The organism is Streptomyces sp. NPDC126499 (assembly GCF_040302485.1).
GTDB lineage: Bacteria > Actinomycetota > Actinomycetes > Streptomycetales > Streptomycetaceae > Streptomyces.
Genome location: NZ_JBEOUO010000009.1, coordinates 1 through 21603, shown reverse-complemented (window position 1 = coordinate 21603; position 21603 = coordinate 1). Strand labels below are relative to the sequence as shown.

20 protein-coding genes are annotated in these 21603 nt (G+C 73.1%); 12 read left to right on the top strand and 8 right to left on the bottom strand.

From position 1 onward, the window contains the following. Positions 1-65 precede the first annotated feature (65 nt). Positions 66-470 (top strand): ATP-binding protein, encoded by a 405-nt coding sequence (locus ABTZ91_RS15205; protein WP_352077603.1) that lies wholly within the window; start codon positions 66-68, stop codon positions 468-470. Positions 471-492: 22 nt separating this feature from the next. Here ABTZ91_RS15205 and ABTZ91_RS15200 read toward each other — a convergent pair whose 3' ends face one another. Together ABTZ91_RS15200 and ABTZ91_RS15195 are read right to left on the bottom strand one after the other, a co-directional pair. Then, on the bottom strand, positions 493-1581 hold the full coding sequence (locus ABTZ91_RS15200) for a DUF2637 domain-containing protein (protein WP_352077602.1): 1089 nt from the start codon (positions 1579-1581) through the stop codon (positions 493-495). Between the two features lie 208 nt (positions 1582-1789). Further along, positions 1790-2647, bottom strand: coding sequence for a (2Fe-2S)-binding protein (locus ABTZ91_RS15195; protein WP_352077601.1), 858 nt, complete (start codon positions 2645-2647; stop codon positions 1790-1792). A 149-nt stretch (positions 2648-2796) separates the two neighbouring features. Here ABTZ91_RS15195 and ABTZ91_RS15190 point away from each other — a divergent pair, with 149 nt between their 5' ends. Then, the gene (locus ABTZ91_RS15190; RefSeq protein ID WP_352077600.1) at positions 2797-3579 is read left to right on the top strand and encodes a GntR family transcriptional regulator; all 783 of its coding nucleotides are present in this window, start codon (positions 2797-2799) and stop codon (positions 3577-3579) included. Positions 3580-3626: 47 nt separating this feature from the next. Next, positions 3627-5153, top strand: a complete 1527-nt coding sequence (locus ABTZ91_RS15185; protein ID WP_352077599.1) for a hypothetical protein — start codon at positions 3627-3629, stop codon at positions 5151-5153. Between the two features lie 269 nt (positions 5154-5422). Here the strand turns inward: ABTZ91_RS15185 and ABTZ91_RS15180 are convergent, their stop codons facing one another. Both ABTZ91_RS15180 and ABTZ91_RS15175 read right to left on the bottom strand, forming a co-directional pair. Further along, positions 5423-6172, bottom strand: a complete 750-nt coding sequence (locus ABTZ91_RS15180) for a hypothetical protein (RefSeq protein WP_352077598.1) — start codon at positions 6170-6172, stop codon at positions 5423-5425. A 219-nt stretch (positions 6173-6391) separates the two neighbouring features. Further along, positions 6392-8086: a PucR family transcriptional regulator ligand-binding domain-containing protein gene (locus ABTZ91_RS15175; protein ID WP_352077597.1), complete on the bottom strand. Its 1695-nt coding sequence runs from the start codon at positions 8084-8086 to the stop codon at positions 6392-6394. Positions 8087-8398: 312 nt separating this feature from the next. On the opposite strand from ABTZ91_RS15175, the gene ABTZ91_RS15170 reads away from it, so the two are divergent. From ABTZ91_RS15170 to ABTZ91_RS15150, 5 genes are all read left to right on the top strand, one after another. Next, complete coding sequence (locus ABTZ91_RS15170) at positions 8399-9289, top strand: xanthine dehydrogenase family protein subunit M (protein WP_352077596.1); 891 nt, start codon at positions 8399-8401, stop codon at positions 9287-9289. Between the two features lie 2 nt (positions 9290-9291). After that, on the top strand, positions 9292-9894 hold the full coding sequence (locus ABTZ91_RS15165; RefSeq protein WP_345484892.1) for a (2Fe-2S)-binding protein: 603 nt from the start codon (positions 9292-9294) through the stop codon (positions 9892-9894). A gap of 2 nt (positions 9895-9896) precedes the next feature. Then, a complete protein-coding gene (locus ABTZ91_RS15160) occupies positions 9897-12296 on the top strand; it encodes a molybdopterin cofactor-binding domain-containing protein (protein ID WP_352077595.1) in 2400 nt (799 codons plus the stop codon). Positions 12297-12576: 280 nt separating this feature from the next. Beyond that, positions 12577-14043, top strand: coding sequence for an NCS2 family permease (locus ABTZ91_RS15155; RefSeq protein WP_352077594.1), 1467 nt, complete (start codon positions 12577-12579; stop codon positions 14041-14043). 43 nt (positions 14044-14086) lie between these two features. Continuing rightward, complete coding sequence (locus ABTZ91_RS15150) at positions 14087-15235, top strand: XdhC/CoxI family protein (protein WP_352077593.1); 1149 nt, start codon at positions 14087-14089, stop codon at positions 15233-15235. A gap of 313 nt (positions 15236-15548) precedes the next feature. Here ABTZ91_RS15150 and ABTZ91_RS15145 read toward each other — a convergent pair whose 3' ends face one another. Next, positions 15549-16154 carry a TetR/AcrR family transcriptional regulator gene (locus tag ABTZ91_RS15145; protein WP_352077592.1) on the bottom strand — a complete coding sequence of 202 codons (606 nt, stop codon included), beginning with the start codon at positions 16152-16154 and terminating at the stop codon, positions 15549-15551. 136 nt (positions 16155-16290) lie between these two features. On the opposite strand from ABTZ91_RS15145, the gene ABTZ91_RS15140 reads away from it, so the two are divergent. The 4 genes from ABTZ91_RS15140 (at position 16291) to ABTZ91_RS15125 (ending at position 19590) form a co-directional block, all read left to right on the top strand. Then, a complete protein-coding gene (locus ABTZ91_RS15140) occupies positions 16291-17439 on the top strand; it encodes an acyl-CoA dehydrogenase family protein (protein WP_352077591.1) in 1149 nt (382 codons plus the stop codon). Between the two features lie 100 nt (positions 17440-17539). After that, entirely contained in the window at positions 17540-18301 is a 762-nt protein-coding gene (locus ABTZ91_RS15135; RefSeq protein WP_352077590.1) for an SDR family NAD(P)-dependent oxidoreductase, read from the top strand. Positions 18302-18375: 74 nt separating this feature from the next. Beyond that, entirely contained in the window at positions 18376-19068 is a 693-nt protein-coding gene (locus ABTZ91_RS15130) for a TetR family transcriptional regulator (protein ID WP_352077589.1), read from the top strand. A 120-nt stretch (positions 19069-19188) separates the two neighbouring features. Next, the gene (locus tag ABTZ91_RS15125) at positions 19189-19590 is read left to right on the top strand and encodes a zinc ribbon domain-containing protein (RefSeq protein WP_352077588.1); all 402 of its coding nucleotides are present in this window, start codon (positions 19189-19191) and stop codon (positions 19588-19590) included. A 114-nt stretch (positions 19591-19704) separates the two neighbouring features. On the opposite strand, the gene ABTZ91_RS15120 is transcribed toward ABTZ91_RS15125, so the two are convergent. The 3 genes from ABTZ91_RS15120 to ABTZ91_RS15110 all read right to left on the bottom strand — a co-directional run. Further along, positions 19705-20661: an electron transfer flavoprotein subunit alpha/FixB family protein gene (locus ABTZ91_RS15120; protein WP_352077587.1), complete on the bottom strand. Its 957-nt coding sequence runs from the start codon at positions 20659-20661 to the stop codon at positions 19705-19707. 33 nt (positions 20662-20694) lie between these two features. After that, positions 20695-21480, bottom strand: coding sequence for an electron transfer flavoprotein subunit beta/FixA family protein (locus ABTZ91_RS15115; protein WP_352077586.1), 786 nt, complete (start codon positions 21478-21480; stop codon positions 20695-20697). Between the two features lie 28 nt (positions 21481-21508). Next, positions 21509-21603: acyl-CoA dehydrogenase family protein (locus ABTZ91_RS15110; protein ID WP_132919430.1), on the bottom strand; the 95-nt coding region annotated here is incomplete at its 5' end.

Below are 21603 nucleotides of genomic sequence, written 5' to 3'. Positions count from 1 at the left end.
GCCCGCGTGCCCCTTGGGCATGCATCCCCGTGAGCCTGTTCGACGCGACGACGGGGTGGGGGGTTATGGCCGGGGAGGCGAAACAGCCGACGGGGCTGCTCAGAAAGGTGGGATGCGCGGATCTCGCCGCGGTGCCGGAGGTGCGGCACGCCCTGCGGGCGATGCTGGGGACGTGGGGCGGACCGGGCGCCACCGACGTCGCGGAACTGCTCACCAGCGAGCTGGTGACCAACGCCCTGATCCACACGGACCACGGGGCGGTGGTCAGCGCCACCGTCGCCCCCGAGCACCTGCGGGTCGAGGTCCGGGACTTCGTCTCCGGGCTGCCCGCACCGCGCGTACCGCACGCCGACGACGGTACGCACGGCAGGGGACTCGTCCTCGTCCAGGCACTCGCCGACTCCTGGGGGGTGGAGAACCACGAGGCGGGCAAGGTCGTCTGGTTCGAACTGAACGGCGGGGCCGCCTGAGGCGGCCCCGCCGTGACCGCGTTCAGCCGAACTGCTGCTCCAGGTCCGCGAGCTTGCGCTCCAGGGAGTCGAGCCGGGGCAGCGTCTGGGTGTCGTCCTCGGCGGTGAGGTCCACCGTCCGGGGCTCCGCCGTGCGGGAATCACCCGGGCGCGGCTCAGCGCCCTTCACGGCTTGGAGGGAGGGCCGGGGTCGAAGCGGCAGCTGTCCGGGGTCCGCTATGGCGGGCTCCGCGACGGCGGCCTGCACCGTGCCCGTCGCGGAGCCCGCACCGGAGGCGGCCCCCAGCGCCGCCATCTCGACCTGACGGCCGGACCGGCCGAACGCGCGGTGCTGACGGTTCAGCGCCTTCAGCCGCGCCCGGTCCAGCTTCGCCTGCTCCCGCCTGCGGATCCGGTTCCGCTCCTTCTCCCGGCGGTCCTCGCGCACCTCGTCGACGGCCTCGTCCAGGGTCCGTACGCCTTCCAGGAGCATCAGCGACCAGGCGCCGAAGGTCTCCCGGGGCGCCCGCAGCCAGCGGACCATCCGGATCTGCGGCAAGGGCCTCGGGATCAGGCCCTGTTCGCGCAGCGCCGCCCGCCTGGTCTGCTTCAGTGCCCGGTCGAAGAGCACCGCGGCCGACAGCGACATGCCCGCGAAGAACTGCGGAGCACCGGCGTGGCCCAGGCCGCGCGGGGCGTGCACCCAGTTGAACCAGGCCGCCGCGCCCGCGAACGTCCACACCAGCAGACGGGAGCCGAGGGCCGCGTCGCCGTGACTGGCCTCGCGGACGGCCAGCACCGAGCAGAACATCGCGGCGCCGTCGAGGCCGAACGGGACCAGGTACTCCCAGCCCCCGGAGAGGTTGAGGTTCTGCCGGCCGAAGCCGACGAGCCCGTGGAAGGAGAGCGCCGCCGCGACCGCGGCACAGCAGAAGAGCAGGACGTAGGAGGCGGTGCCGTAGACGGCCTCCTTGCGTCTGCGGCGCTCCTCGCTGCGCTCCCAGGAGTCCTCGGCCGCGGCCTGGTCACCGGCGCGCTTGCCGCGCGCGAGCACCGCCACCGCCGTCAGGACTCCCGCCACCATCACGCCGCCCGGAAGCAGCCAGTCCAGCGATATGTCGGTCAGTCTCATTGCGGTGTCCCTTGCCTCGCAGTAGTGCCTCGCAACAGGGCGATACGGCCGCCCATACTGGCCGACCGGGCGGGGCGGGCAGAGGGTTTCGCGGCAAGAGCACGCCAACGGGGTCGCACGGCATACGAATAGGTGCGATCTGGTCGAACTCGCGCGCTAAGAAGCCGGGTTGTGTTCGAGTCACATCACCCGGGGGAGTGGTGTGACCTCAGGCGGTCGCCGCGAGCCGGCGGACCCGCTCCGCGTCGGCCGTCCGCGGACAGGTCAGACAGGTGTCCTCGGGGCGCAGCGTGTAGAAGAGGCAGCACGACGCCCGGTCCCGCGTGGAGCGTGCCGTCCCGCACGCCTCCGCCGAACCCGGCAGCTCCCGGAAACCGGCCGCCCCCACGTACGGTGTGACCGACCCCGGCATCAGCCGCTCCAGCTCCGCCAGCGCCCGCCGCTCCTCGCCGAGGAGTGCCGCGATGTACCACAGGCCCTCGACGATCTCGTCCGTGACCATGCCCCACAGCGCCCGCGGTCCCCGGCGCATCCGGGGGCGGAAGCCGGCCAGGACCTCCTCGAAGTGCTCGGCCAGCGCCTCGCGCACCTCCGCCCGCAGCGCCTCCTCGTTTGCCACCACGCGCGCGCCCGGCAGCGCGGCCGCCGGGTCACCCGGCAGACAGGCGAACTCCTCCACCCGCACGGCGAGCCGGCCGAGCGCCCGATGGAAGGCCACGTTCCGGGCCGGAAGGCGGGGCACCCTGCGGTGCAGGAACCACGGCAGGGTCACCAGGAGGCAGACCGGCCAGGCGTAACGGTGCAGTGCGAAACTCGCCACCACGTCCGGGCGGGCCGGCCGCCCGTAGTCCCGGCGCACCTGCGTGTCGTCCCAGGCGAGAAAGGCGTCCAGGCCGTCCCCGCCCGCGCCCAGCTCGTCCGCGCCGACCCAGCCCGTACCGCACGGCATGCGCTCGTCCCTGGCCCGCTCGTCGACGCGCAGGGCGGTGAACACCTCGCCGAGCCGGGCGTACGCGGCCGCGACGGGCGAAGCGGGAGCAGACGGCAGCAGAGCGGGCACGGTCATGCGGGACCACCGAATCGCGATCGTTAGCAGGTTAGCCTTACCTTACCCGATGCGTACGGTGTTTGAACTGCGACGCCGTCCGCCTATCGTGCACGGGGGACCCCGCCACCGCGAGCCGGGGCCCGGCACGACAGCGCAGGAGGACCCGGGTGGAGCACGGCGACACGCGCGGACGGACCACCGACAGGTCCGCGCCCGCGTCCCACGGCGATGCCCAGAGCCCCTACGACGCCACCGCGAGGGTCCCCGGGCAGGCCCGCGCCCACGACGTACGCGGCGAACACACCCACGGCGAGCCGGCCCCGAGGACCGTCCGCCGCCACTCCGTCCGCGGTCAGATCCTCCAGGCCCTGCGCACCGCCCTCGTCGGCGGCGAACTCCGCCCCGGCGAGGTCTACTCCGCCCCCGTCCTCGCCGAACGCTTCGGCGTGTCCGCCACCCCCGTCCGCGAAGCCATGCAACAACTCGCCACCGAAGGCGCCGTCGAGGTCGTCCTCAACCGCGGCTTCCGGGTCGTCGAACGCACCCCCCGCGAACTCGCCGAACTCGCCGAGGTCCGCGCCCTCATCGAGGTCCCCGTCATGCTCCGGCTCGCCCGCACCGTCCCCGCCGCCCGCTGGGCCGAACTCCGCCCCCTCGCCGAGGCCACCGCCACCGCCGCCGCCCGCGGCGACCGCGCCCACTACGCCGAGGCCGACCGCGCCTTCCACCGCGCCGTCCTCTCCCTCGCCGGCAACGAACAGCTCCTCCACATCGCCGACGACCTCCACCGCCGCTCCCAGTGGCCCCTCGTCAGCGCCCCCGCCACCAGCCACGGCCGGCTCGTCGCCGACGCCGCCGAACACACCGCCCTCCTCGACGCCCTCGTCGCCCAGGACCTCCCCGTCGTGTCGTCCCTCGTACGGGAGCACTTCACCGGAGCGCAGGACTGACGACTAAGGTCTCCGTACGTCCGAACCGCGCCGACCGAGAGGTGCCCATGCCGTCCGTCCGCGCGGAGCGCCCCGGGGCCGCGGCCCTGCTCGGCTGGCTCACCGCCCCCGACGCCCCCCGCCTGTGCCTCGTCACCGGCGCCCCCGGACTCCTCGACTGGCTCGCCGCCCACGGCCCCCGCGCCGCCGGACGCCGGCGCACCACCCGCGCCCTCGTGCCGCTCACCGGCCGCACCGCCCTCGGCACCGCCTGGGCCGTCGCCGACCACCTCGGCGTCGTCGCCGCCTCCCCGGGCGACCTCGTCCGCGCCCTCGCCACCACCGAGACCGGCCGCGCCACCCGCACCGTCCTCCTCCTGCCCGCCCTCCACACCGCCGCCGAACCCCTCGCCGTCGCCCGCCTCCTCAAGGACCTCGCCGCCCTCGGCCGCGTCCGCGTCGTCGTCGAGACCGTTCCCGGCACGCCCGAACACACCCTCCTCGCCGAAGGCCGCGTCACCCTCGTCGACGAGGACCAGGCCCCCGAGCCGCCCCAGCCCCCCGCCCAGCTCCCGCCGGACCTCTCCGACCCCCACGCCGTCTGCGCCGCCGACCCCGTCGCCGTCACCACCGGCTACGTCCAGGACCCCGCCGACGACCACGGCGGCCTCCGCCCCGCCTGGCTGCGGGCCGGCCAGGCCCTGTGCGCCGCCCGCACCCCCGCCGACCGGGCCCTCGGCCTCCTCGCCCTCCTCGGCGACGGCGCCGACCCCCGGCTCCGGCCCGCCCTCCACGAGCTCGCCGCCGGCGCGCCCTGGCGCGTGCGCTGGACCCGCGTCGCCGGGGACGTCGCACCACCCTGGCCCGGCCCCGCCGCCGCCCTCGCCGCCCAGGACGGCACCCTCCTCGTCGCCGACCTCGCCGGCACCGTCCACCTGCTGTCCGCGGCCGACGCCCGCCCCCTCGGGCGTCTCGACCACCCCGTCACCGGGCGCGTCACCTCCCTCGCCCCGGCCCCCGACGGCACCGTCCTGCTGCTCGACGAGCGCGGCCGGCTGCACACCGTACGGGGCACCCGGCCCCGCCCGCCCTACCTCCAGCGCCTCACCGAGGCGGTCTCCACCACCCTCACCCGCCACCCCGGCACGGCCCTCGCCGCCATCGCCGGCTCCGTGGTCGTCGGCGACCGGCTCGGCTCCGTCCACGCCTTCGGCCTCACCGGCCTGCACCAGGCCGCCCTGCACAGCGGCCGCGTCACCGCCGTGGCGGCGGTCGAGTCGGCGACCCCGTTCGTCTGCAGCGGCGGCACCGACGGCACGGTCCGCCGCTGGACCCCGGGCCGCGACCCGGACCCGTCCCCGCTGGCCGAGCGCCCCTCTCCGGTCGTCTCCCTCTCCGCGACCGAGACCCCCCACGGCCCGCTCCTCGCGACCGCCTGGGCCGACGGCACGGTGCGGCTCGACCGCCTGGAGCAGGACGACCACGTGGACTTCCGCCCGGGCCCGCCGGTGCGGTCCGTGACCGTCACGCCGGACGGCGCGCTGGTGGTGGGCCTGGACGAGGCCCTGGTGCGGTTGGAGCGGGTCAGTGGATAACGCGCGCGTCGTGGCACGGCCCGCAGACGCCCGACGGCCCGGCGTGGGGGACGCGCAGGGGGTCGTGTTCGGGACGTAAAGCGTGATTTGTGGCGCGGAACAAGGGCCCGTACGTCTCCGGGCACGGCCCCGCGCCGTAAATCATGCAGTCCCGAATGCGACCCCCGGAGCGGCCCCCGCGCCACCCCCCACCGCGCAGCCGCGCCCCGCGAACCCGCGCCCCCGCGAAACCCGCGTCCCCCCGCGAACCCTCAGGCCGCCGCGAACCCTCAGACCGCCGCGCGCGGCGCCAACTGCCCCGCCAGCCACGTCGGTACGCCCCCGAGCAGCCGGAACAGCCGCCCCGCCTCAGCCCGTAGCCGCCCCGCCTCCGGTTCGGTCTCCGCCTCCGCGAGCGAGGCCAGCGCCGGGACCGTGCCCACCAGGTAGCCCAACTCCTCGCGGATCCGCAGCGATTCGGTGAAGCCGTGTCGCGCCTCCGCCAACTGGCCCTCGCGCAGGGCGAGTCCGGCGAGGTGGCGCCAGGTGAAGGAGAGGAGGAGGGTGTCGCCGTGGGCGGTGGCGCCCTCGTGGGCGCGGCGGTAGGCGGCGCGGGCCGCCTGGGGGGAGTCGCCGAGGTTCTGGGCGACGAGGCCGCGCCGGAAGTCGAGCAGGGCGCGGCGGGGCGTCTCGGGGCCGATGAGGGCCGCCGCGCGCCCGAGCGCGGCGCGGGCCTCGTCGGCCCGGTCGCGGACGCCGAGCAGGGTGGAGGCGTACGCGAGGTAACCGCGCTCGCAGGCGGCGGCCCCGCGTTCCTCGTCGCTCGTCGCGACGGCCTCCGCCGCGCGGAGGGCTTCCTCCGCGTCGGCCCAGCCCTGCTCGGTGTAGAGGCAGCGTTCGATCAGGAGAGCCGCTCGTTCGAGGGCGGCGGCCGGTTCGGCCGCTTGCGGGGCGAGGAGTTCGGCTGCGTCCGTCCAGCAGCCGCGTGAGCGAAGTCTCCAGACCGCGGTCTCCAGTGGGGTGCCCCGGCCGTACTCCACATTGCCCTCCCCGAGCGCGCCATCGAGCTGTTGAGTAGGACGGCATCTCAGCACGAACCCGGACGCCGGGCCAAGGGGTCGGGTGAAACTTTTCACAAAGGGAGGGGTGGCGGAAACCCGGCCCGGCATGGCACGGGGCGGCAGTCGCCTGCCGCCCCGTCAGCCCGCTTGATCACCCGATGAGATGAACGCGCTCACCCGGGAGTCGTCTTCACCCGTTCAGCTCATGCGCAGGGCGAGGAAGAAGTCGAGCTTGTCCTCCAGCCGGGACAGGTCGCGTCCGGTCAGCTGCTCGATCCGCCCCACCCGGTAGCGCAGCGTGTTCACGTGCAGGTGGAGGCGGGTGGCGCAGCGGGTCCAGGAGCCGTCGCAGTCGAGGAACGCTTCGAGGGTGGGGATGAGCTCGGCGCGGTGGCGTCGGTCGTAGTCCTTCAGCGGGTCGAGCAGCCGCGCGGTGAAGGCGCGCCGCACGTCGTCGGGCACGAAGGGCAGCAGCAGGACGTGCGAGGCGAGCTCGTGGTGTCCGGCGGCGCAGACCCGGCCGGGGCGGGCGGCGGCGACGCGGCGGGCGTGCCGGGCCTCTTCGAGGGCGCCGCGCAGGCCCTCGGCGGAGTGGACGGCGGCGCTGACGCCGAGGGTGAGCCGGCCGTCGCCGTCGAGTCCGGCGGAGAGCGGGGCCCGGACGGAGGCGAGGAGGGCGTCGGCGTGCAGGCCGACGGCGGCGGCGGGGACCTCGTCCTCGCTGTCGGGCAGGGGGGCGGTGGCGAGCGGGACGAGGGCGATGGCCTCGTCGCCGCTGTGGGCGACGGCGATCCGGTCGGCGGAGTCGGCTCCGGAGGCCGCCGGGTCGACGAGGATCTCCTCCAGGAGGGACTGGGCGATGGGGCCGGTGTCGACGGCACTCTGGCCGGGCTCCTGGTCCCATTCGACGCGGGCGACGACGACTTGCCAGTGCGGGGCGGTGCCGAGGCCGGGCAGGAGGACGGGGGCGGCGACGCGGAGGCGGGCGGCGATCTCGGCGGGCGCGGCGCCGGTCTGGACGAGTTCGAGGACTTCCTGGGCGAGCCGGCGGCGCACGGTGCGGGCGGCCTCGCGCCGGTCGCGTTCGACGGCGATGAGCTGGGTGACGCCCTGGAGCAGGTCGAGGCGGGCGGCGGGCCAGTCGCCGGCGTCGGCCTCGACGGCGAGCAGCCAGTCGGACAGGACGGTTTCGCGCACGTCGCGGGTGGCGGGGGCGGCGCCGCGGCCGGTGTTGCGGATCGGGAACAGCGAGTAGGGCGATCCGGCGACGGTGAGGCGGTGCGGGCCGCGCCGTCCGGTGCGGGTGGCGGCGAGGTGCTCGCCGGCCAGCGTGGCGGCCAGGCCCGGCTCCAGGGGTTCTCCGGCACCGGCGATCTGGCGGCCGGTGGGGGACAGCACCCAGGCCCGCAGGTCCAGGTCGGAGCCGAGCAGGTCGAGGACCACCTCGGGGCCGCCGCCGGCGGGCCCGGAGGTCATCAGGCGCCTGTGGCGGTCGACGACGGCGGCGAGGTCTCCGGCGCGCTCGCCGGAGACCTGTCGAACAACGTGCTCGGTGATCGTCGCGAACGCAACGGATTCGTTGACCGCGAACAGCGGCAGCCGGTGGCGAGAACACGCCTGTACGAGATCGTCGGGGATGTCGCCGAGCTCGGCCTCTCCGGCGGCGAGGGCGGCCACGCCGGCGGAGGCGAGGATGCGGACGAAGGGTTCGGCGTCGGCCGGCTCCCGCAGCCAGGCGAGGCCGGTGAGGACCAGCTCACCGCCGGACAGGTAGCGGCTCGGGTCCTTCAGGTCCGTCGTCATCACGCCGCGGACGGTGCGGTCCAGCTCGTCCTCGCCCCCGAGCAGGCGCAGCCCCAGCGCGTCGTTCTCCAGCAGTGCGCGCAGCCGCATGATGTCGCCGCCGTTCCTTTTCGTCAGGGGTGGATGGGTGTCGCGTTGTCGTCGGTGGCGCGGTGCCACCGTTTCCGGGGGGAAACAGTGAGGTGACTGTTCCCCGCCTTTCGTTCGAATCTACAAGACGACGATGGCAGCCAGCCAACCGCTTCATGGTTTCTGTCACTGCACCCCGAGGTCGGAGGGCTTGTGTACTAGGCCACACACCACGTGAACAGCACATGAACTGCATGTCGAGGGCCGGCCGTCCCCTTTGGCCCGTACGAACGACACCCCCCTGATCACTAGAAGCACAAGAAGAGAGCCACCATGGACTTCCTTCGCCCCGCCAGCTGGGAGGAGGCGCTCGCCGCCAAGGCAGAGCACCCCACGGCCGTGCCCATCGCAGGCGGTACGGACATCATGGTCGAGATCAACTTCGACCACCGGCGTCCCGAGTACCTCCTGGACCTCAACCGGATCGAGCTGCTGCGCGAGTGGGAGGTCGGCGAGGAGAACGTCCGCCTCGGCGCCTCCGTCCCGTACACCCAGATCATGGAGAACCTGCGGGCCGAGCTCCCGGGTCTGGCGCTCGCCTCGCACACGGTCGCCTCTCCGCAGATCCGCAACCGCGGCGGCGTCGGCGGCAACCTGGGCACCGCGTCCCCGGCCGGCGACGCCCACCCCGCGCTCCTCGCGGCGGGTGCCGAGGTCGAGGTCGAGTCGGTGCGCGGCAGCCGGTTCATCCCCATCGACGAGTTCTACAAGGGCGTGAAGCGCAACGCGCTGGAGCCCGACGAGCTCATCAAGACCGTCCACATCAAGAAGGCGGACGGACCCCAGCAGTACTCCAAGGTCGGCACCCGCAACGCGATGGTGATCGCCGTGTGCGCCTTCGGCATCGCGCTGCACCCGGAGACCCGGACCGTGCGCACCGGCATCGGCTCCGCCGCGCCGACGCCGGTGCGGGCGACGGCCGCCGAGGAGTTCCTGAACGCGGCTCTCGAGGAGGGCGGCTTCTGGGAGAGCGGCAAGATCATCACTCCCTCGATCGCCAAGCAGTTCGCGGAGCTCGCCTCCGGCGCCTGCAACCCGATCGACGACGTCCGAGGCACCGCCAAGTACCGCCGGCACGCGGTGGGCATCATGGCCCGCCGCACGCTGGGCTGGACCTGGGAGCAGTACCGCGGCACCGGCCGCACCCTTGAAGGAGCTGCATAACCATGCGCGTGAATTTCACGGTCAACGGTCGTCCGCAGGAAGCCGACGACGTCTGGGAGGGCGAGTCGCTCCTCTACGTTCTGCGTGAGCGCCTGGGTCTGCCCGGCTCCAAGAACGCCTGCGAGCAGGGCGAGTGCGGTTCCTGCACGGTCCGTCTCGACGGCGTGCCGGTCTGCTCGTGCCTGGTCGCCGCCGGCCAGGTCGAGGGCCGCGAGGTCGTCACCGTCGAGGGCCTGGCGGAGTACGCCAAGCAGCGCGAGGAGCACGGCCACGGCGGCTGCGCCTCCGGCGCCTGCGGCACCTCGCTCGACGAGGCCAAGCGGTGGGAGGCCAAGCCCGGTCAGGACTCGCAGACCGGCGAGGGCGTCGAACTGTCCCCGATCCAGCAGGCGTTCATCGACGCGGGCGCCGTCCAGTGCGGCTTCTGCACCCCCGGTCTGCTGGTCGCGGCCGACGAGATGCTGGAGCGCAACCCGTCCCCGTCGGACGCGGACATCCGCGAGGCGCTCTCCGGCAACCTCTGCCGCTGCACCGGTTACGAGAAGATCCTCGACGCGGTCCGCCTCGCGGCCGCTCGCCAGGAGCGCCAGGGAGAGGCGGTCTGACGATGGCTCAGAACACACGCACCGTACCGGCCGGCACGCCGACCGAGGTCACCCAGAACCACACCAAGGGCGGCGTCGGCGAGTCCACCCTCCGCCCGGACGGCACCCTCAAGGTCACCGGCGAGTTCGCCTACTCCTCGGACATGTGGCACGAGGACATGCTGTGGGGCCAGACCCTGCGGTCCACCGTCGCGCACGCCGAGATCGTGTCGATCGACACCTCCGAGGCCCTGGCCATGGACGGCGTCTACGCCGTCATGACGGCCGACGACCTGCCGGCCGCGAAGAACTACGGCCTGGAGTTCCGCGACACCCCGGTCCTCGCCTACGGCAAGGTCCGCCACCACGGTGAGCCGGTCGCCCTCGTGGCCGCCGACCACCCGGAGACCGCGCGCCGCGCCGCCGCCAAGATCAAGGTCGAGTACCGGGAGCTGCCCCTCATCACCGACGAGGCCTCGGCGACCGCCCCCGACGCCGTGCTCGTGCACGAGAACCGCGACGACCACCACGCCGCGTACGTCCCCCACCCCAACATCGTGCACCGCCAGCCGATCATCCGGGGCAACGCCGACGAGGCCGCCAAGCGCGCCGACGTCATCGTCAAGGGCGAGTACACCTTCGGCATGCAGGACCAGGCCTTCCTCGGCCCCGAGTCCGGTCTCGCGGTGCCGGCCGAGGACGGCGGCATCGACCTGTACGTGGCCACCCAGTGGCTGCACGCGGACCGCCAGCAGATCGCCCCGTGCCTCGGCCTGCCCGAGGAGAAGGTCCGCATGACGATGGCGGGCATCGGCGGCGCGTTCGGCGGCCGCGAGGACATCTCGATGCAGATCCTCGCCTCGCTGCTCGCGCTGCGCACCGGCAAGCCGGTCAAGATGGTCTACAACCGGTACGAGTCCTTCTTCGGGCACGTCCACCGGCACCCGGCGAAGCTCTACTACGAGCACGGCGCCACCAAGGACGGCAAGCTCACGCACATGAAGTGCAAGATCGTCCTGGACGGCGGCGCCTACGCCTCCTCCACGGTCTCCGTCGTCGGCAACGCCTCGTCGCTGTCGGTCGGCCCGTACGTCATCGACGACGTGGAGATCGAGGCGATCGGCCTCTACACCAACAACCCGCCCTGCGGCGCCATGCGCGGCTTCGGCGCGGTCCAGGCCTGCTTCGCCTACGAGGCCCAGATGGACAAGCTCGCGGCCAAGCTGGGCATGGACCCGGTGGAGTTCCGCCAGCTCAACGCCATGGAGCAGGGCACGATCATGCCGACCGGCCAGGTCGTGGACTCGCCGGCGCCGGTCGCCGAGCTGCTGCGCCGGGTCAAGGCCCGCCCGCTGCCGCCGGAGCGCCAGTGGGAGTCGGCCGGGGAGGGCGCGGACGTCCGCGCGCTGCCGGGCGGCCTGTCCAACACCACGCACGGCGAGGGTGTCGTACGGGGCGTCGGCTACGCCGTCGGCATCAAGAACGTCGGCTTCTCCGAGGGCTTCGACGACTACTCGACCGCCCGCATCCGCATGGAGGTCATCAACGGCGAGGCCGTCGCCACGGTCCACACCGCCGCGGCGGAGGTCGGCCAGGGCGGTGTCACGATCCACGCCCAGATCGCCCGCACGGAGCTGGGCGTCCAGCAGGTGACCATCGTCCCCGCCGACACCCAGGTGGGCTCGGCCGGTTCGACCTCCGCGGGCCGCCAGACGTACATGACCGGCGGCGCCATCAAGAACTCCTGCGAGATCGTGCGGGAGAAGGTGCTGGAGATCGGCCGGCGCAAGTTCGGCTCGTACCACCCGGCGTGGGCCACGGCCGAACTGCTCCTGGAGGGCGGCAAGGTCGTCACCGACGGCGGCGAGGTCCTCGCGAACCTCGTGGACGTCCTCGGCGACGAGGCCGTGGAGGTCGAGGAGGAGTGGCGGCACCGCCCCACCCAGGCCTTCGACCGCGTCACCGGCCAGGGCAACGGCCACGTCCAGTACGCCTTCGCCGCGCACCGCGCGGTGGTGGAGGTGGACACCGAGCTCGGTCTCGTCAAGGTGATCGAGCTGGCCTGCGCCCAGGACGTCGGCAAGGCGGTCAACCCCCTCTCCGTCATCGGCCAGATCCAGGGCGGCACCACCCAGGGCCTGGGCGTGGCAGTGATGGAGGAGATCATCGTCGACCCGAAGACCGCGAAGGTGAAGAACCCCTCCTTCACGGACTACCTGATCCCGACCATCCTCGACACGCCGACCATCCCGGTCGACTACATCGAGCTGGCCGACCCCAACGCGCCGTACGGCGTGCGGGGCATCGGTGAGGCCCCGACCCTGTCGTCCACCCCGGCCGTCCTCGCGGCGATCCGGAACGCGACCGGGCTCGAGCTCAACAAGACGCCGGTCCGCCCCGAGGCGCTGACCGGCACCCTGTAGGACCTCTCCGGACGGTGCGTGCCTCCCAGGAACGTCACACTTCCCAGCCCGCACCGTCCGGGGATCCCCGCAGTACCGCACCACAGCAGTACGCACCACAGAAGAGCCGCACCACCGCGGTACCGCAGATCCGCGGTACCGCACCACCGCACCACCGCAGTACCGATTCACCCGTTCGTCTCGGGCCGTCCCCCGGGTCGTGCAGCCAACTTGATATCCCAAATCCCGCAATCCCCAACGCTTTCTGCGGGTGCCCCTTTGAACCTTGGGAGTAGGCCCCATGACCCAGTCGTCAGTGGAGCCCAAGACCACGGCCGAGGACGCGGGCAACGGCTCGCGCAACCCCGCCGGCAGGTCTTGGCTCGACCGGTACTTTCACATCTCGGAGAGAGGATCCACCGTCGCGACGGAGATCCGCGGCGGCGTCACCACCTTCATGGCGATGGCGTACATTCTCCTGCTCAACCCCCTGATCCTCTCCGGCAAGGATGTGGACGGCAACGTCCTCGGCCAGCCCGCGCTGATCACCGCCACGGCGCTGTGCGCGGCCGCCACGACCCTCCTGATGGGTTTCTGGGGCAAGGTCCCGCTGGCCCTCGCGGCCGGTCTCAGCGTCTCCGGCGTGATGGCCTCGCAGGTCGTCCCCGTCATGACCTGGCCGCAGGCCATGGGCATGTCGGTGGCCTACGGTGCCGTGATCTGTCTCCTGGTGGTCACCGGCCTCCGCGAGATGATCATGAACGCGATCCCCCTCGCGCTCAAGCACGCCATCACCATCGGCATCGGTCTCTTCATCGCCATCATCGGCTTCGTGAAGGCCGGCTTCGTGCACGAGAACCCCGCCCCCGGCGGCGGTCCCGTGTCGCTCGGCCCGGCCGGTGAGCTCCAGGGCTGGCCGGTCCTGATCTTCGCCGTCACCCTGCTGCTGATCTTCGCCCTGCAGGCCCGCAACGTCCCCGGCGCCATCCTCATCGGTATCGTCGTCGGCACGATCGTCGCGGTCGTCCTCAACTGGATCGCCGACATCCCGGGCAAGGCCTGGTTCTCCGGCGCGCCGGAGCTCGACGGCAGCGCGGTCTCCGCACCGGACTTCTCGCTCTTCGGCGACGTGTCCTTCAGCGGCTGGGGCGACGTCGGCTACATCACGATCACCATGATCGTCTTCACCCTGGTGCTCGCCGGCTTCTTCGACGCCATGGCGACCATCCTGGGCGTCGGCACCGAGGCCAAGCTCGCCGACGACAAGGGCCGCATGCCGGGCCTGTCCAAGGCCCTGTTCATCGACGGCGCCGGCGGCGTCATCGGCGGCGCGGGCGGTGCCTCCGGCCAGACGGTCTTCGTCGAGTCCGCCACCGGCGTCGGCGAGGGCGCCCGTACGGGCCTGGCCTCCGTGGTCACCGGCGCCTTCTTCGCCCTGTGCCTCTTCTTCACGCCGCTCACCGCGATCGTGCCGCAGGAGGTCGCCGCCGCGGCCCTGGTCGTCATCGGCTCGATGATGATGCAGAACGCCAAGCACGTCGACTGGAGCGACCGCTCCGTGGCGATCCCGGTGTTCCTCACCGTGGTCCTGATGCCCTTCACGTACACCATCACCACCGGTGTCGCGGCCGGCGTCATCTCCTACGCGGTCATCAAGACCGCGCAGGGCAAGGCGAGGGAGGTCGGAGCCTTCATGTGGGCCCTGACGGCCGTCTTCGTCGTCTACTTCGCGATCCATCCGATCGAGAGCTGGCTGGGCGTCGGCTGACGCCCCTGATGCCGCCCTCCCACACATCCACGAGGAGTTCGAGATGCTGGACATCGCCGAGGAGCTGCACCGGTGGGTCGAGCAGGGACGTGACTTCGCCGTCGCCACCGTGGTGGCCGTCGGCGGGAGCGCGCCCCGGCAGCCGGGCGCCGCGCTCGCCGTCGACAGCGACGGCACGGCGATCGGATCCGTCTCCGGCGGATGTGTGGAGGGCGCCGTCTACGAGCTGTGCCAACAGGCCATCGAGGACGGCCGCACGGTCGTCGAGCGCTTCGGCTACAGCGACGAGGACGCCTTCGCCGTCGGTCTGACCTGCGGCGGTGTCATCGACATCCTCGTCACCCCGGTCCGCGGCGGGGTCTACCCCGCCGCGCTGGCCGCCGCCGTCTCCAAGGAGGCGGCGGCCCTCGCCCGGATCGTGTCCGGCCCCGAGGAGCTCATGGGCCGGGCGCTCCTGGTCCGCCCCGACGGCTCGTACGAGGGCGGGCTCGGCGGCCACCCCGAGCTGGACCGCACCGCCGCCGGCGAGGCCCGCGCGATGCTGGACGCGGGCCGCACCGGCACCGTCGAGATCGGCGAGGACGGCAGCCGCTGCGGACAGCCGCTCACCCTCCTCGTGGAGTCCTCGGTCCCCGCCCCCCGCATGATCGTCTTCGGCGCGATCGACTTCGCGTCCGCGCTGGTCCGGGTCGGCGCGTTCCTCGGCTACCACGTCACCGTCTGCGACGCCCGGCCCGTCTTCGCGACGAAGCTCCGCTTCCCGGACGCCGACGAGATCGTCGTCGAATGGCCCCACCGCTACCTGGAGGCCCAGGCCGCCGCGGGCGAGATCGACGGCCGCACCGTGCTGTGCGTCCTCACCCACGACGCCAAGTTCGACGTGCCCCTGCTCCAGACCGCCCTGAGGCTTCCCGTCGCCTACATCGGCGCGATGGGCTCCCGCCGCACCCACGAGGACCGCAACAAGCGCCTGCGCGAGGTCGGCGTCACCGAACTCGAACTCGCCCGCCTGCGCTCCCCGATCGGCCTCGACCTCGGCGCCCGTACGCCGGAGGAGACGGCCCTGTCCATCGGCGCCGAGATCGTCGCCAACCGCCGCGGCGGCAGCGGCGTCTCCCTCACCGGCGCCCACACCCCCATCCACCACGACGGCCCGCGCACGCCGGCGGGCCGCATCGGCTCGGTGGCCTGAGGAGCCGCCCGTGGGTCCGCCTGACGGTCTGGCGGCCTGAGGGCGTGGTGGCCTGACGGTCTGGTGGCCTGACGGCCGGTCCGGCGGCCGGCGCCCGGCGCGGGCGCCGGTTCCTCGGCGCCCTTGTCTCGTCCTGCCCGTCGGGCACTCCGGTCTTCCGGAGTGCCCGACGGGCTTTTCGCGTGCGGTCGTCACGTCGGGCGCGTGCGCGGGCGTGGGCGGCGGCGCCGGGGCGCGTGCGCCGTGGCGCGGGCCCCGGCACCGGCACGCGTACGGTACGGGCGCGGGGGCCCGCCCAGGCGGGGCCGCGGGCTCAGCCCTTGCGGAGGCCGTGCAGCAGGAGCTCGGCGAGCTGCTCGTACGCCGCCGCGTCGGCGAGGCCGGTCGCGGCGGCCACCTGGCGCCGCTGGATGCGGACCATGACGGAGGCGATGACGTCGGCCGCGAAGGTCACGTGCACCTCGCGGAAGACACCGGCCGTGACCGCCTCCTCGATCAGCTGCTGGACGCGGCCCGCCGCGGCGCGCGTGTTGCGCTCGTACACCTCCGCGGCCGGTTCAAAGGCGGCCACGTCGTCGAAGAACTCCCCCGAGACCGGGGCCAGTTCGGCCGAGACGGCGCGCAGATAGGCGGCAAGGCGCTCGGCCGGGTCGGACTCGGCGGCGAGCACCGACTCGACGCGGACGGTGGCGCGCCGGAAGAAGTGCACCACGGCGGCCCGGACGAGCTGCTCCTTGCTGCCTGCGAGGCCGTAGAGGGTGCGCTTGGAGCAGTGCAGCCGGGCGGCGAGGTCGTCGAGGGTCAGCTGGGAGAAGCCCTCGGAGACCAGGAGCGCCACCAGCTCCTCGAAGAGCTCGGAGCGCCGGGCGGCGCCCCGGCCGGTGAGCCGGGGTGTGTCGGCGGCGGAGGTCTCGATCACCCGAACAGTATGCCGGGTCGACCCGTTCGGGGGGTTACGCGGGCAGCCTTCTGCGCTACGCTAACCGGTACTGCGGTACCCCTCGCAGTACCGTTTCGCTCTTTCGCAGCACCGACTGCGTCGTGATGGAGTCGCCATGGATGTCGACCGCCTGCTTCCCACCCCCGAGGCAGCGGACCTCATCGCTCTCGTGCGGGAGATCGCCGACAAGGAGCTCGCCCCCCGCGCCGACGAGCACGAGGCCGCCGAGACCTATCCGGAAGGGCTGTTCGCGACCCTCGGCGAGGCCGGGCTGCTCGGCCTCGCCTATCCCGAGGAGTTCGGCGGGGGAGGCCAGCCGTACGAGGTCTACCTCCAGGTCCTCGAAGAGCTCGCCGCCCGCTGGGCCGCCGTCGCCGTCGCCACCAGCGTCCACACGCTCGCCTGCCACCCGCTGTACGCCTTCGGCACCCCGGAGCAGAAGGAGCGCTGGCTCCCGGACATGCTGGAGGGCCGCCTCATCGGCGGCTACAGCCTCTCCGAGCCCCAGGCCGGCTCCGACGCCGCCGCGCTCGCCTGCAAGGCCGAGCTCACCGAGGACGGCGCCGCCTACCGGGTCACCGGCACCAAGGCGTGGATCACCCACGGCGGCCGGGCCGGCTTCTACGCCCTGTTCGCCCGCACCGCCCCCGGCAGCCACGGCATCTCCTGCTTCCTCGCCCCCGGCGCCGCCGACGGCCTGAGCTTCGGCAGGCCCGAGCGCAAGATGGGCCTCCAGGCGGTCCCCACCACCTCCGCCTACTGGGACGGCGCGCTCGTCGAGGCCGACCGCCGCATCGGCGCCGAGGGACAGGGCCTCCAGATCGCCTTCAGCGCCCTCGACAACGGCCGTCTCGGCATCGCCGCCTGCGCGACCGGACTCGCCCAGGCCGCCCTCGCCGCCGCCGTCGCGTACGCCAACGAGCGCACCACCTTCGGCCGGAAGATCATCGACCACCAGGGCCTCGGCTTCCTGCTCGCCGACATGGCCGCCGCCGTCGACACGGCCCGGGCGACCTACCTGGACGCGGCCCGCCGCCGCGACCTCGGCCGCCCCTTCAGCCGCCAGGCCAGCGTGGCGAAGCTGATCGCCACCGACACGGCCATGAAGGTCACCACCGACGCGGTGCAGGTCCTCGGCGGCTACGGCTACACGCGTGACTTCCCCGTCGAGCGCTACATGCGCGAGGCGAAGATCATGCAGATCTTCGAGGGCACCAACCAGATCCAGCGGCTGGTCATCAGCCGCGGCCTGACCGTTGCCTGACCGCGGCGGGGCGTCCGGGGCCCGGGGCCGGGCCCCGGGAAGCAGCAGACCACCCATGAGGCGGCCCGGAGGCGGGCCGCCGGTTCGTACGAGGAGTTCCATGGACATCGCAGGTTCCGCCGCGCTCGTCACCGGGGCCGCTTCCGGGCTCGGGGCCGCCACCGCCGCCGCGCTCGCCGCGAAGGGGGCCACCGTCTACGGTCTCGACCTCGACAAGGCGGTCGCCGGGGCCGAGGCCCCCGCCGACGGGGTCACCCTGATCGCGGCCGACGTCACCGACGAGGAGCAGGTGCGGGCCGCGCTCGCCCGCGTCGAGGAGGACGGGGCCGGGCTGCGGCTCGCCGTCAACTGCGCCGGCATCGCGCCCTCCGCGCGGATCCTCGGCCGCAAGGGGCCGCACGACCTCGCGCTGTTCCGTGCTGTCCTGGACGTCAACCTGCTCGGCACCTTCAACGTGATGCGGCTCGCCGCCGAGGTCATCGCGCGGCAGGAGCCCGACGCGCACGGACAGCGCGGGCTCGTCGTCAACACCGCCTCCATCGCCGCCTTCGAGGGGCAGGTGGGCCAGATCGCGTACGCCGCGTCCAAGGCCGGCGTCGCCGGGATGACCCTCACCGCCGCCCGCGACCTCGCCCCGTTCGGCATCCGGGTCGTCACCGTCGCCCCCGGTATCGTCGACACCCCGATGATGGCCGGCTTCTCCGAGGAGATCCGGGCCGGGCTCGCCGCCGGGGTCACCTTCCCGCAGCGGCTCGCCCGCCCCGAGGAGTACGCCCGTCTCGTCACCATGATCGCCGAGCACGACTACCTCAACGGTGAGACCATCCGGATGGACGGCGCCCTGCGCATGGCCGCCCGCTGAGACGCAGGCGGTCCTGACCTGGTGCTTGGCACCAAGTGCCGCCGCACGAGGGGTCCGAGTGCTAGGTTCGGGGCATGAGCACCAACCCCGCCAAGCCCTCGATGCGTGACTCCCTCGTCGCGGCGGCCTTCCAGCTCTTCCTGGAGCGCGGCTACGAGCAGACGACGATCGACGACATCGTCAGGACGGCCGGGGTCGGCCGGCGCTCCTTCTTCCGCTACTTCCCCTCCAAGGAGGACGTGGTCTTCCCCGACCACGAGCAGAGCCTGGCCGACATGACGGCCTTCCTCGCCGCGAGCGAGGACACCGACGACCCCCTGGAGCGCGTCTGCGAGGCCACCCGGCTCGTGATGCGGATGTACGCCGAGAACCCGACCTTCTCCGTCCAGCGCTACCGCCTCACCCGCGAGGTGACCGGGCTGCGGACGTACGAGCTCTCCGTCGTCTGGCGGTACGAGAAGACCCTCGGCGACTATCTGCGCACCCGCTTCGCCGACCGCCGGGACGGCACCCTGCGGGCCAACGTCGTGGCGGCGGCCGTCGTCGCCGCCCACAACCACGCCCTGCGCCACTGGCTGCGCTCCGGCGGCCAGGGCGACCCGCTGGCGGAGGTCGACCGGGCGCTCGCGTTCGTGCGGGAGACCTGGAGCCCGCACGCGGCGGCTCCGGTGGGGGAGGAGGACGACGTGGTCGTCGTCATCACCAGGCGCTCCACCCCGATGTGGCGCGTGGTGCGCGAGGTGGAGTCGAGCCTCGGGGAGAACTGAGAGGACACGGAGGGATCTCAGTATCGTCAATTGAGGGAACTCAGGTCTTTATTTGCTGGCACTCAGTGCCATATCTTTGCTCCATGCACGGTTGAGCCGCCGAGTGCAAGGAGAAGCATCGTGTTCCCCACCGGATCCGGATCAACGGGCCTGCGGAACGGGACCAGCGTCCTGGCCGACGAGTCGGCCGCCGAGCCCGAGCTCTACTTCCAGCGCTGCCGCTGGTGCCACACCACCACCTTCCAGCGCCTGCTCTGTCCGACCTGCGGGTCGACGGACCTGGCCCCCGAACTCAGCGCCGGAGAAGGGGTGATCTCGGTGCGGCGGGCCTTCACCGCCGCCCAGGCCGACCTCTGGCCGGTGCACATGGCCGAGGGCTTCGTCGTCCGCTGCCGGGTCGACGGACCCCCGCACGCGGTGCGCCCCGGAGCCCGGGTCAGGCTGGCCCACCAGGGCTCCGGCGCCGACCGGAGGCCCGTCGTCCGGCTCTGCGAGGAGGTCGCGCTCGACGGCTGGTTCTGACGGACCGCGGACATGACGAGAGGGGCGGGGGGGGGGGGGGGGCGCCCCCCCCCCCCCCCCGGGGGGGGGGCCCCCCCCCCCCCCCCCCCCCCGCCCCTCTCGTCATGTGAGGGATCAGCGCGCGCCGATCTCCTCCGTCAGCTGCGGCAGCACCTCGAAGAGGTCACCGACCACGCCGTAGTCGACCAGGTCGAAGATCGGGGCCTCCGGGTCCTTGTTGACCGCGACGATGGTCTTCGAGGTCTGCATGCCGGCCCGGTGCTGGATCGCGCCGGAGATGCCCGCCGCGATGTACAGCTGCGGCGAGACCTGCTTGCCCGTCTGGCCCACCTGGTTGGAGTGCGGGTACCAGCCGGCGTCGACGGCGGCGCGGGAGGCGCCGACGGCCGCGCCGAGCGAGTCGGCCAGCTTCTCGACGACCTCGAAGCCCTCGGCCGCGCCGACACCGCGGCCGCCGGAGACCACGATCGCCGACTCGGTCAGCTCCGGGCGGCCGGTGGAGACCCGCGGGGTGCGCGAGACGACCGTGGCGGCGTTGCCCGAGAAGGCGACCGACACGTTCTCGACCGTGCCGGCGGCCGGAGCGGCCTCGGGGGCGGCCGAGTTCGGCTTGACGGTGATGACCGGCACACCGTGCGAGACGGCCGACTTCACCTGGTACGAGGCGGCGAACACCGACTGGGTGGCGACGGGGCCGTTCTCGCCGGCCTCCAGCTCCACGGCGTCCGTGATCAGCCCCGAGCCCAGGCGCAGCGCCACGCGCGCCGCGACCTCCTTGCCCTCGCCCGAGGACGTCACCAGCACGGCGGCGACGCCCTTGTCCCGGGCGATCTGGGCCAGCGCGTCGACCTTCGGCACCACCAGCTGCTCGCCGAACTCGGCGCCGTCCGCGACGTACACGGTCGCCGCGCCGTACTCGCCGGCGGTCGCGGCGATCGAGGCCGCGGCCTCGCCGGCGCCGAGGACGACCGCCGAGGGCTCGCCGAGCCGGCGGGCCAGGGTGAGCAGTTCGAGGGCCGGCTTGCGGACCGCACCGTCGGCGTGGTCCACGAGAACCAGGATCTCAGCCATGATTCCTTGCTCCTGAGGGGTGGTGACGGTGGGTCAGATGAACTTCTGGGCGGAGAGGAACGCGGCGAGCTGCTTGCCGCCCTCGCCCTCGTCCGTGACGATCGTGCCCTGCGTACGGGGCGGGCGCGCCGCGACCGACTCGACCAGGGTCCAGGAGCCCGCGAGACCGACCTCGTCGGCGTCGATGCCGAGGTCGTCCAGGTCCAGCTCCTCGACCGGCTTCTTCTTGGCGGCCATGATCCCCTTGAAGGAGGGGTAACGGGCCTCGCCCGACTGGTCGGTGACCGACACGACGGCCGGCAGCGGGGCCTGGAGCAGCTCGCTCGCGGCGTCGCCGTCCCGGCGGCCCTTCACGGTGCCGTCCTCGACCGAGACCTCGGACAGCAGCGTCATCTGCGGCAGGTTCAGCCGCTCGGAAAGCAGCGCCGGCAGCACGCCCATGGTGCCGTCCGTCGAGGCCATGCCGCACACGACCAGGTCGAAGCCGGTCCGCTCCAGGGCCTTGGCGAGGATGGCCGAGGTGCCGATGACGTCGGTGCCGTGGATGTCCTCGTCGTTGACGTGCACGGCCTTGTCGGCGCCCATCGACAGCGCCTTGCGCAGCGCGTCCTTGGCGTCGTCCGGGCCCACCGTCACCACGGTGACCTCGGCGTCGTCCGCCTCTTCGGAGATCCGCAGGGCCTGTTCGACCGCGTACTCGTCGAGCTCCGAGAGCAGACCGTCCACGGCCTCGCGGTCGGTGGTCAGATCGTCGGCGAAACCGCGGTCGCCGGTGGCGTCGGGAACGTACTTCACACAGACAGCGATCTTCAGGGTCACGGCCTGTCTCCTTTCGACGGGCAGGTGGTTACGGGAGGTTGCGGGCCATGACGATGCGCTGGACCTGGTTGGTGCCTTCGTAGATCTGGGTGATCTTGGCGTCGCGCATCATGCGTTCGACGG

What these genes read in the sequence shown, in the direction of transcription:
- ABTZ91_RS15150 (WP_352077593.1), top strand. Translation starts at nt 14,087, where the DNA reads ATGCTGGACATCGCCGAGGAGCTGCACCGGTGGGTCGAGCAGGGACGT.
- ABTZ91_RS15130 (WP_352077589.1), top strand. Translation starts at nt 18,376, where the DNA reads ATGAGCACCAACCCCGCCAAGCCCTCGATGCGTGACTCCCTCGTCGCG.
- ABTZ91_RS15200 (WP_352077602.1), bottom strand. Translation starts at nt 1,581, where the DNA reads ATGAGACTGACCGACATATCGCTGGACTGGCTGCTTCCGGGCGGCGTG.
- ABTZ91_RS15155 (WP_352077594.1), top strand. Translation starts at nt 12,577, where the DNA reads ATGACCCAGTCGTCAGTGGAGCCCAAGACCACGGCCGAGGACGCGGGC.
- ABTZ91_RS15120 (WP_352077587.1), bottom strand. Translation starts at nt 20,661, where the DNA reads ATGGCTGAGATCCTGGTTCTCGTGGACCACGCCGACGGTGCGGTCCGC.
- ABTZ91_RS15170 (WP_352077596.1), top strand. Translation starts at nt 8,399, where the DNA reads ATGGACTTCCTTCGCCCCGCCAGCTGGGAGGAGGCGCTCGCCGCCAAG.
- ABTZ91_RS15175 (WP_352077597.1), bottom strand. Translation starts at nt 8,086, where the DNA reads ATGCGGCTGCGCGCACTGCTGGAGAACGACGCGCTGGGGCTGCGCCTG.
- ABTZ91_RS15195 (WP_352077601.1), bottom strand. Translation starts at nt 2,647, where the DNA reads ATGACCGTGCCCGCTCTGCTGCCGTCTGCTCCCGCTTCGCCCGTCGCG.
- ABTZ91_RS15160 (WP_352077595.1), top strand. Translation starts at nt 9,897, where the DNA reads ATGGCTCAGAACACACGCACCGTACCGGCCGGCACGCCGACCGAGGTC.
- ABTZ91_RS15205 (WP_352077603.1), top strand. Translation starts at nt 66, where the DNA reads ATGGCCGGGGAGGCGAAACAGCCGACGGGGCTGCTCAGAAAGGTGGGA.
- ABTZ91_RS15140 (WP_352077591.1), top strand. Translation starts at nt 16,291, where the DNA reads ATGGATGTCGACCGCCTGCTTCCCACCCCCGAGGCAGCGGACCTCATC.
- ABTZ91_RS15135 (WP_352077590.1), top strand. Translation starts at nt 17,540, where the DNA reads ATGGACATCGCAGGTTCCGCCGCGCTCGTCACCGGGGCCGCTTCCGGG.
- ABTZ91_RS15185 (WP_352077599.1), top strand. Translation starts at nt 3,627, where the DNA reads ATGCCGTCCGTCCGCGCGGAGCGCCCCGGGGCCGCGGCCCTGCTCGGC.
- ABTZ91_RS15165 (WP_345484892.1), top strand. Translation starts at nt 9,292, where the DNA reads ATGCGCGTGAATTTCACGGTCAACGGTCGTCCGCAGGAAGCCGACGAC.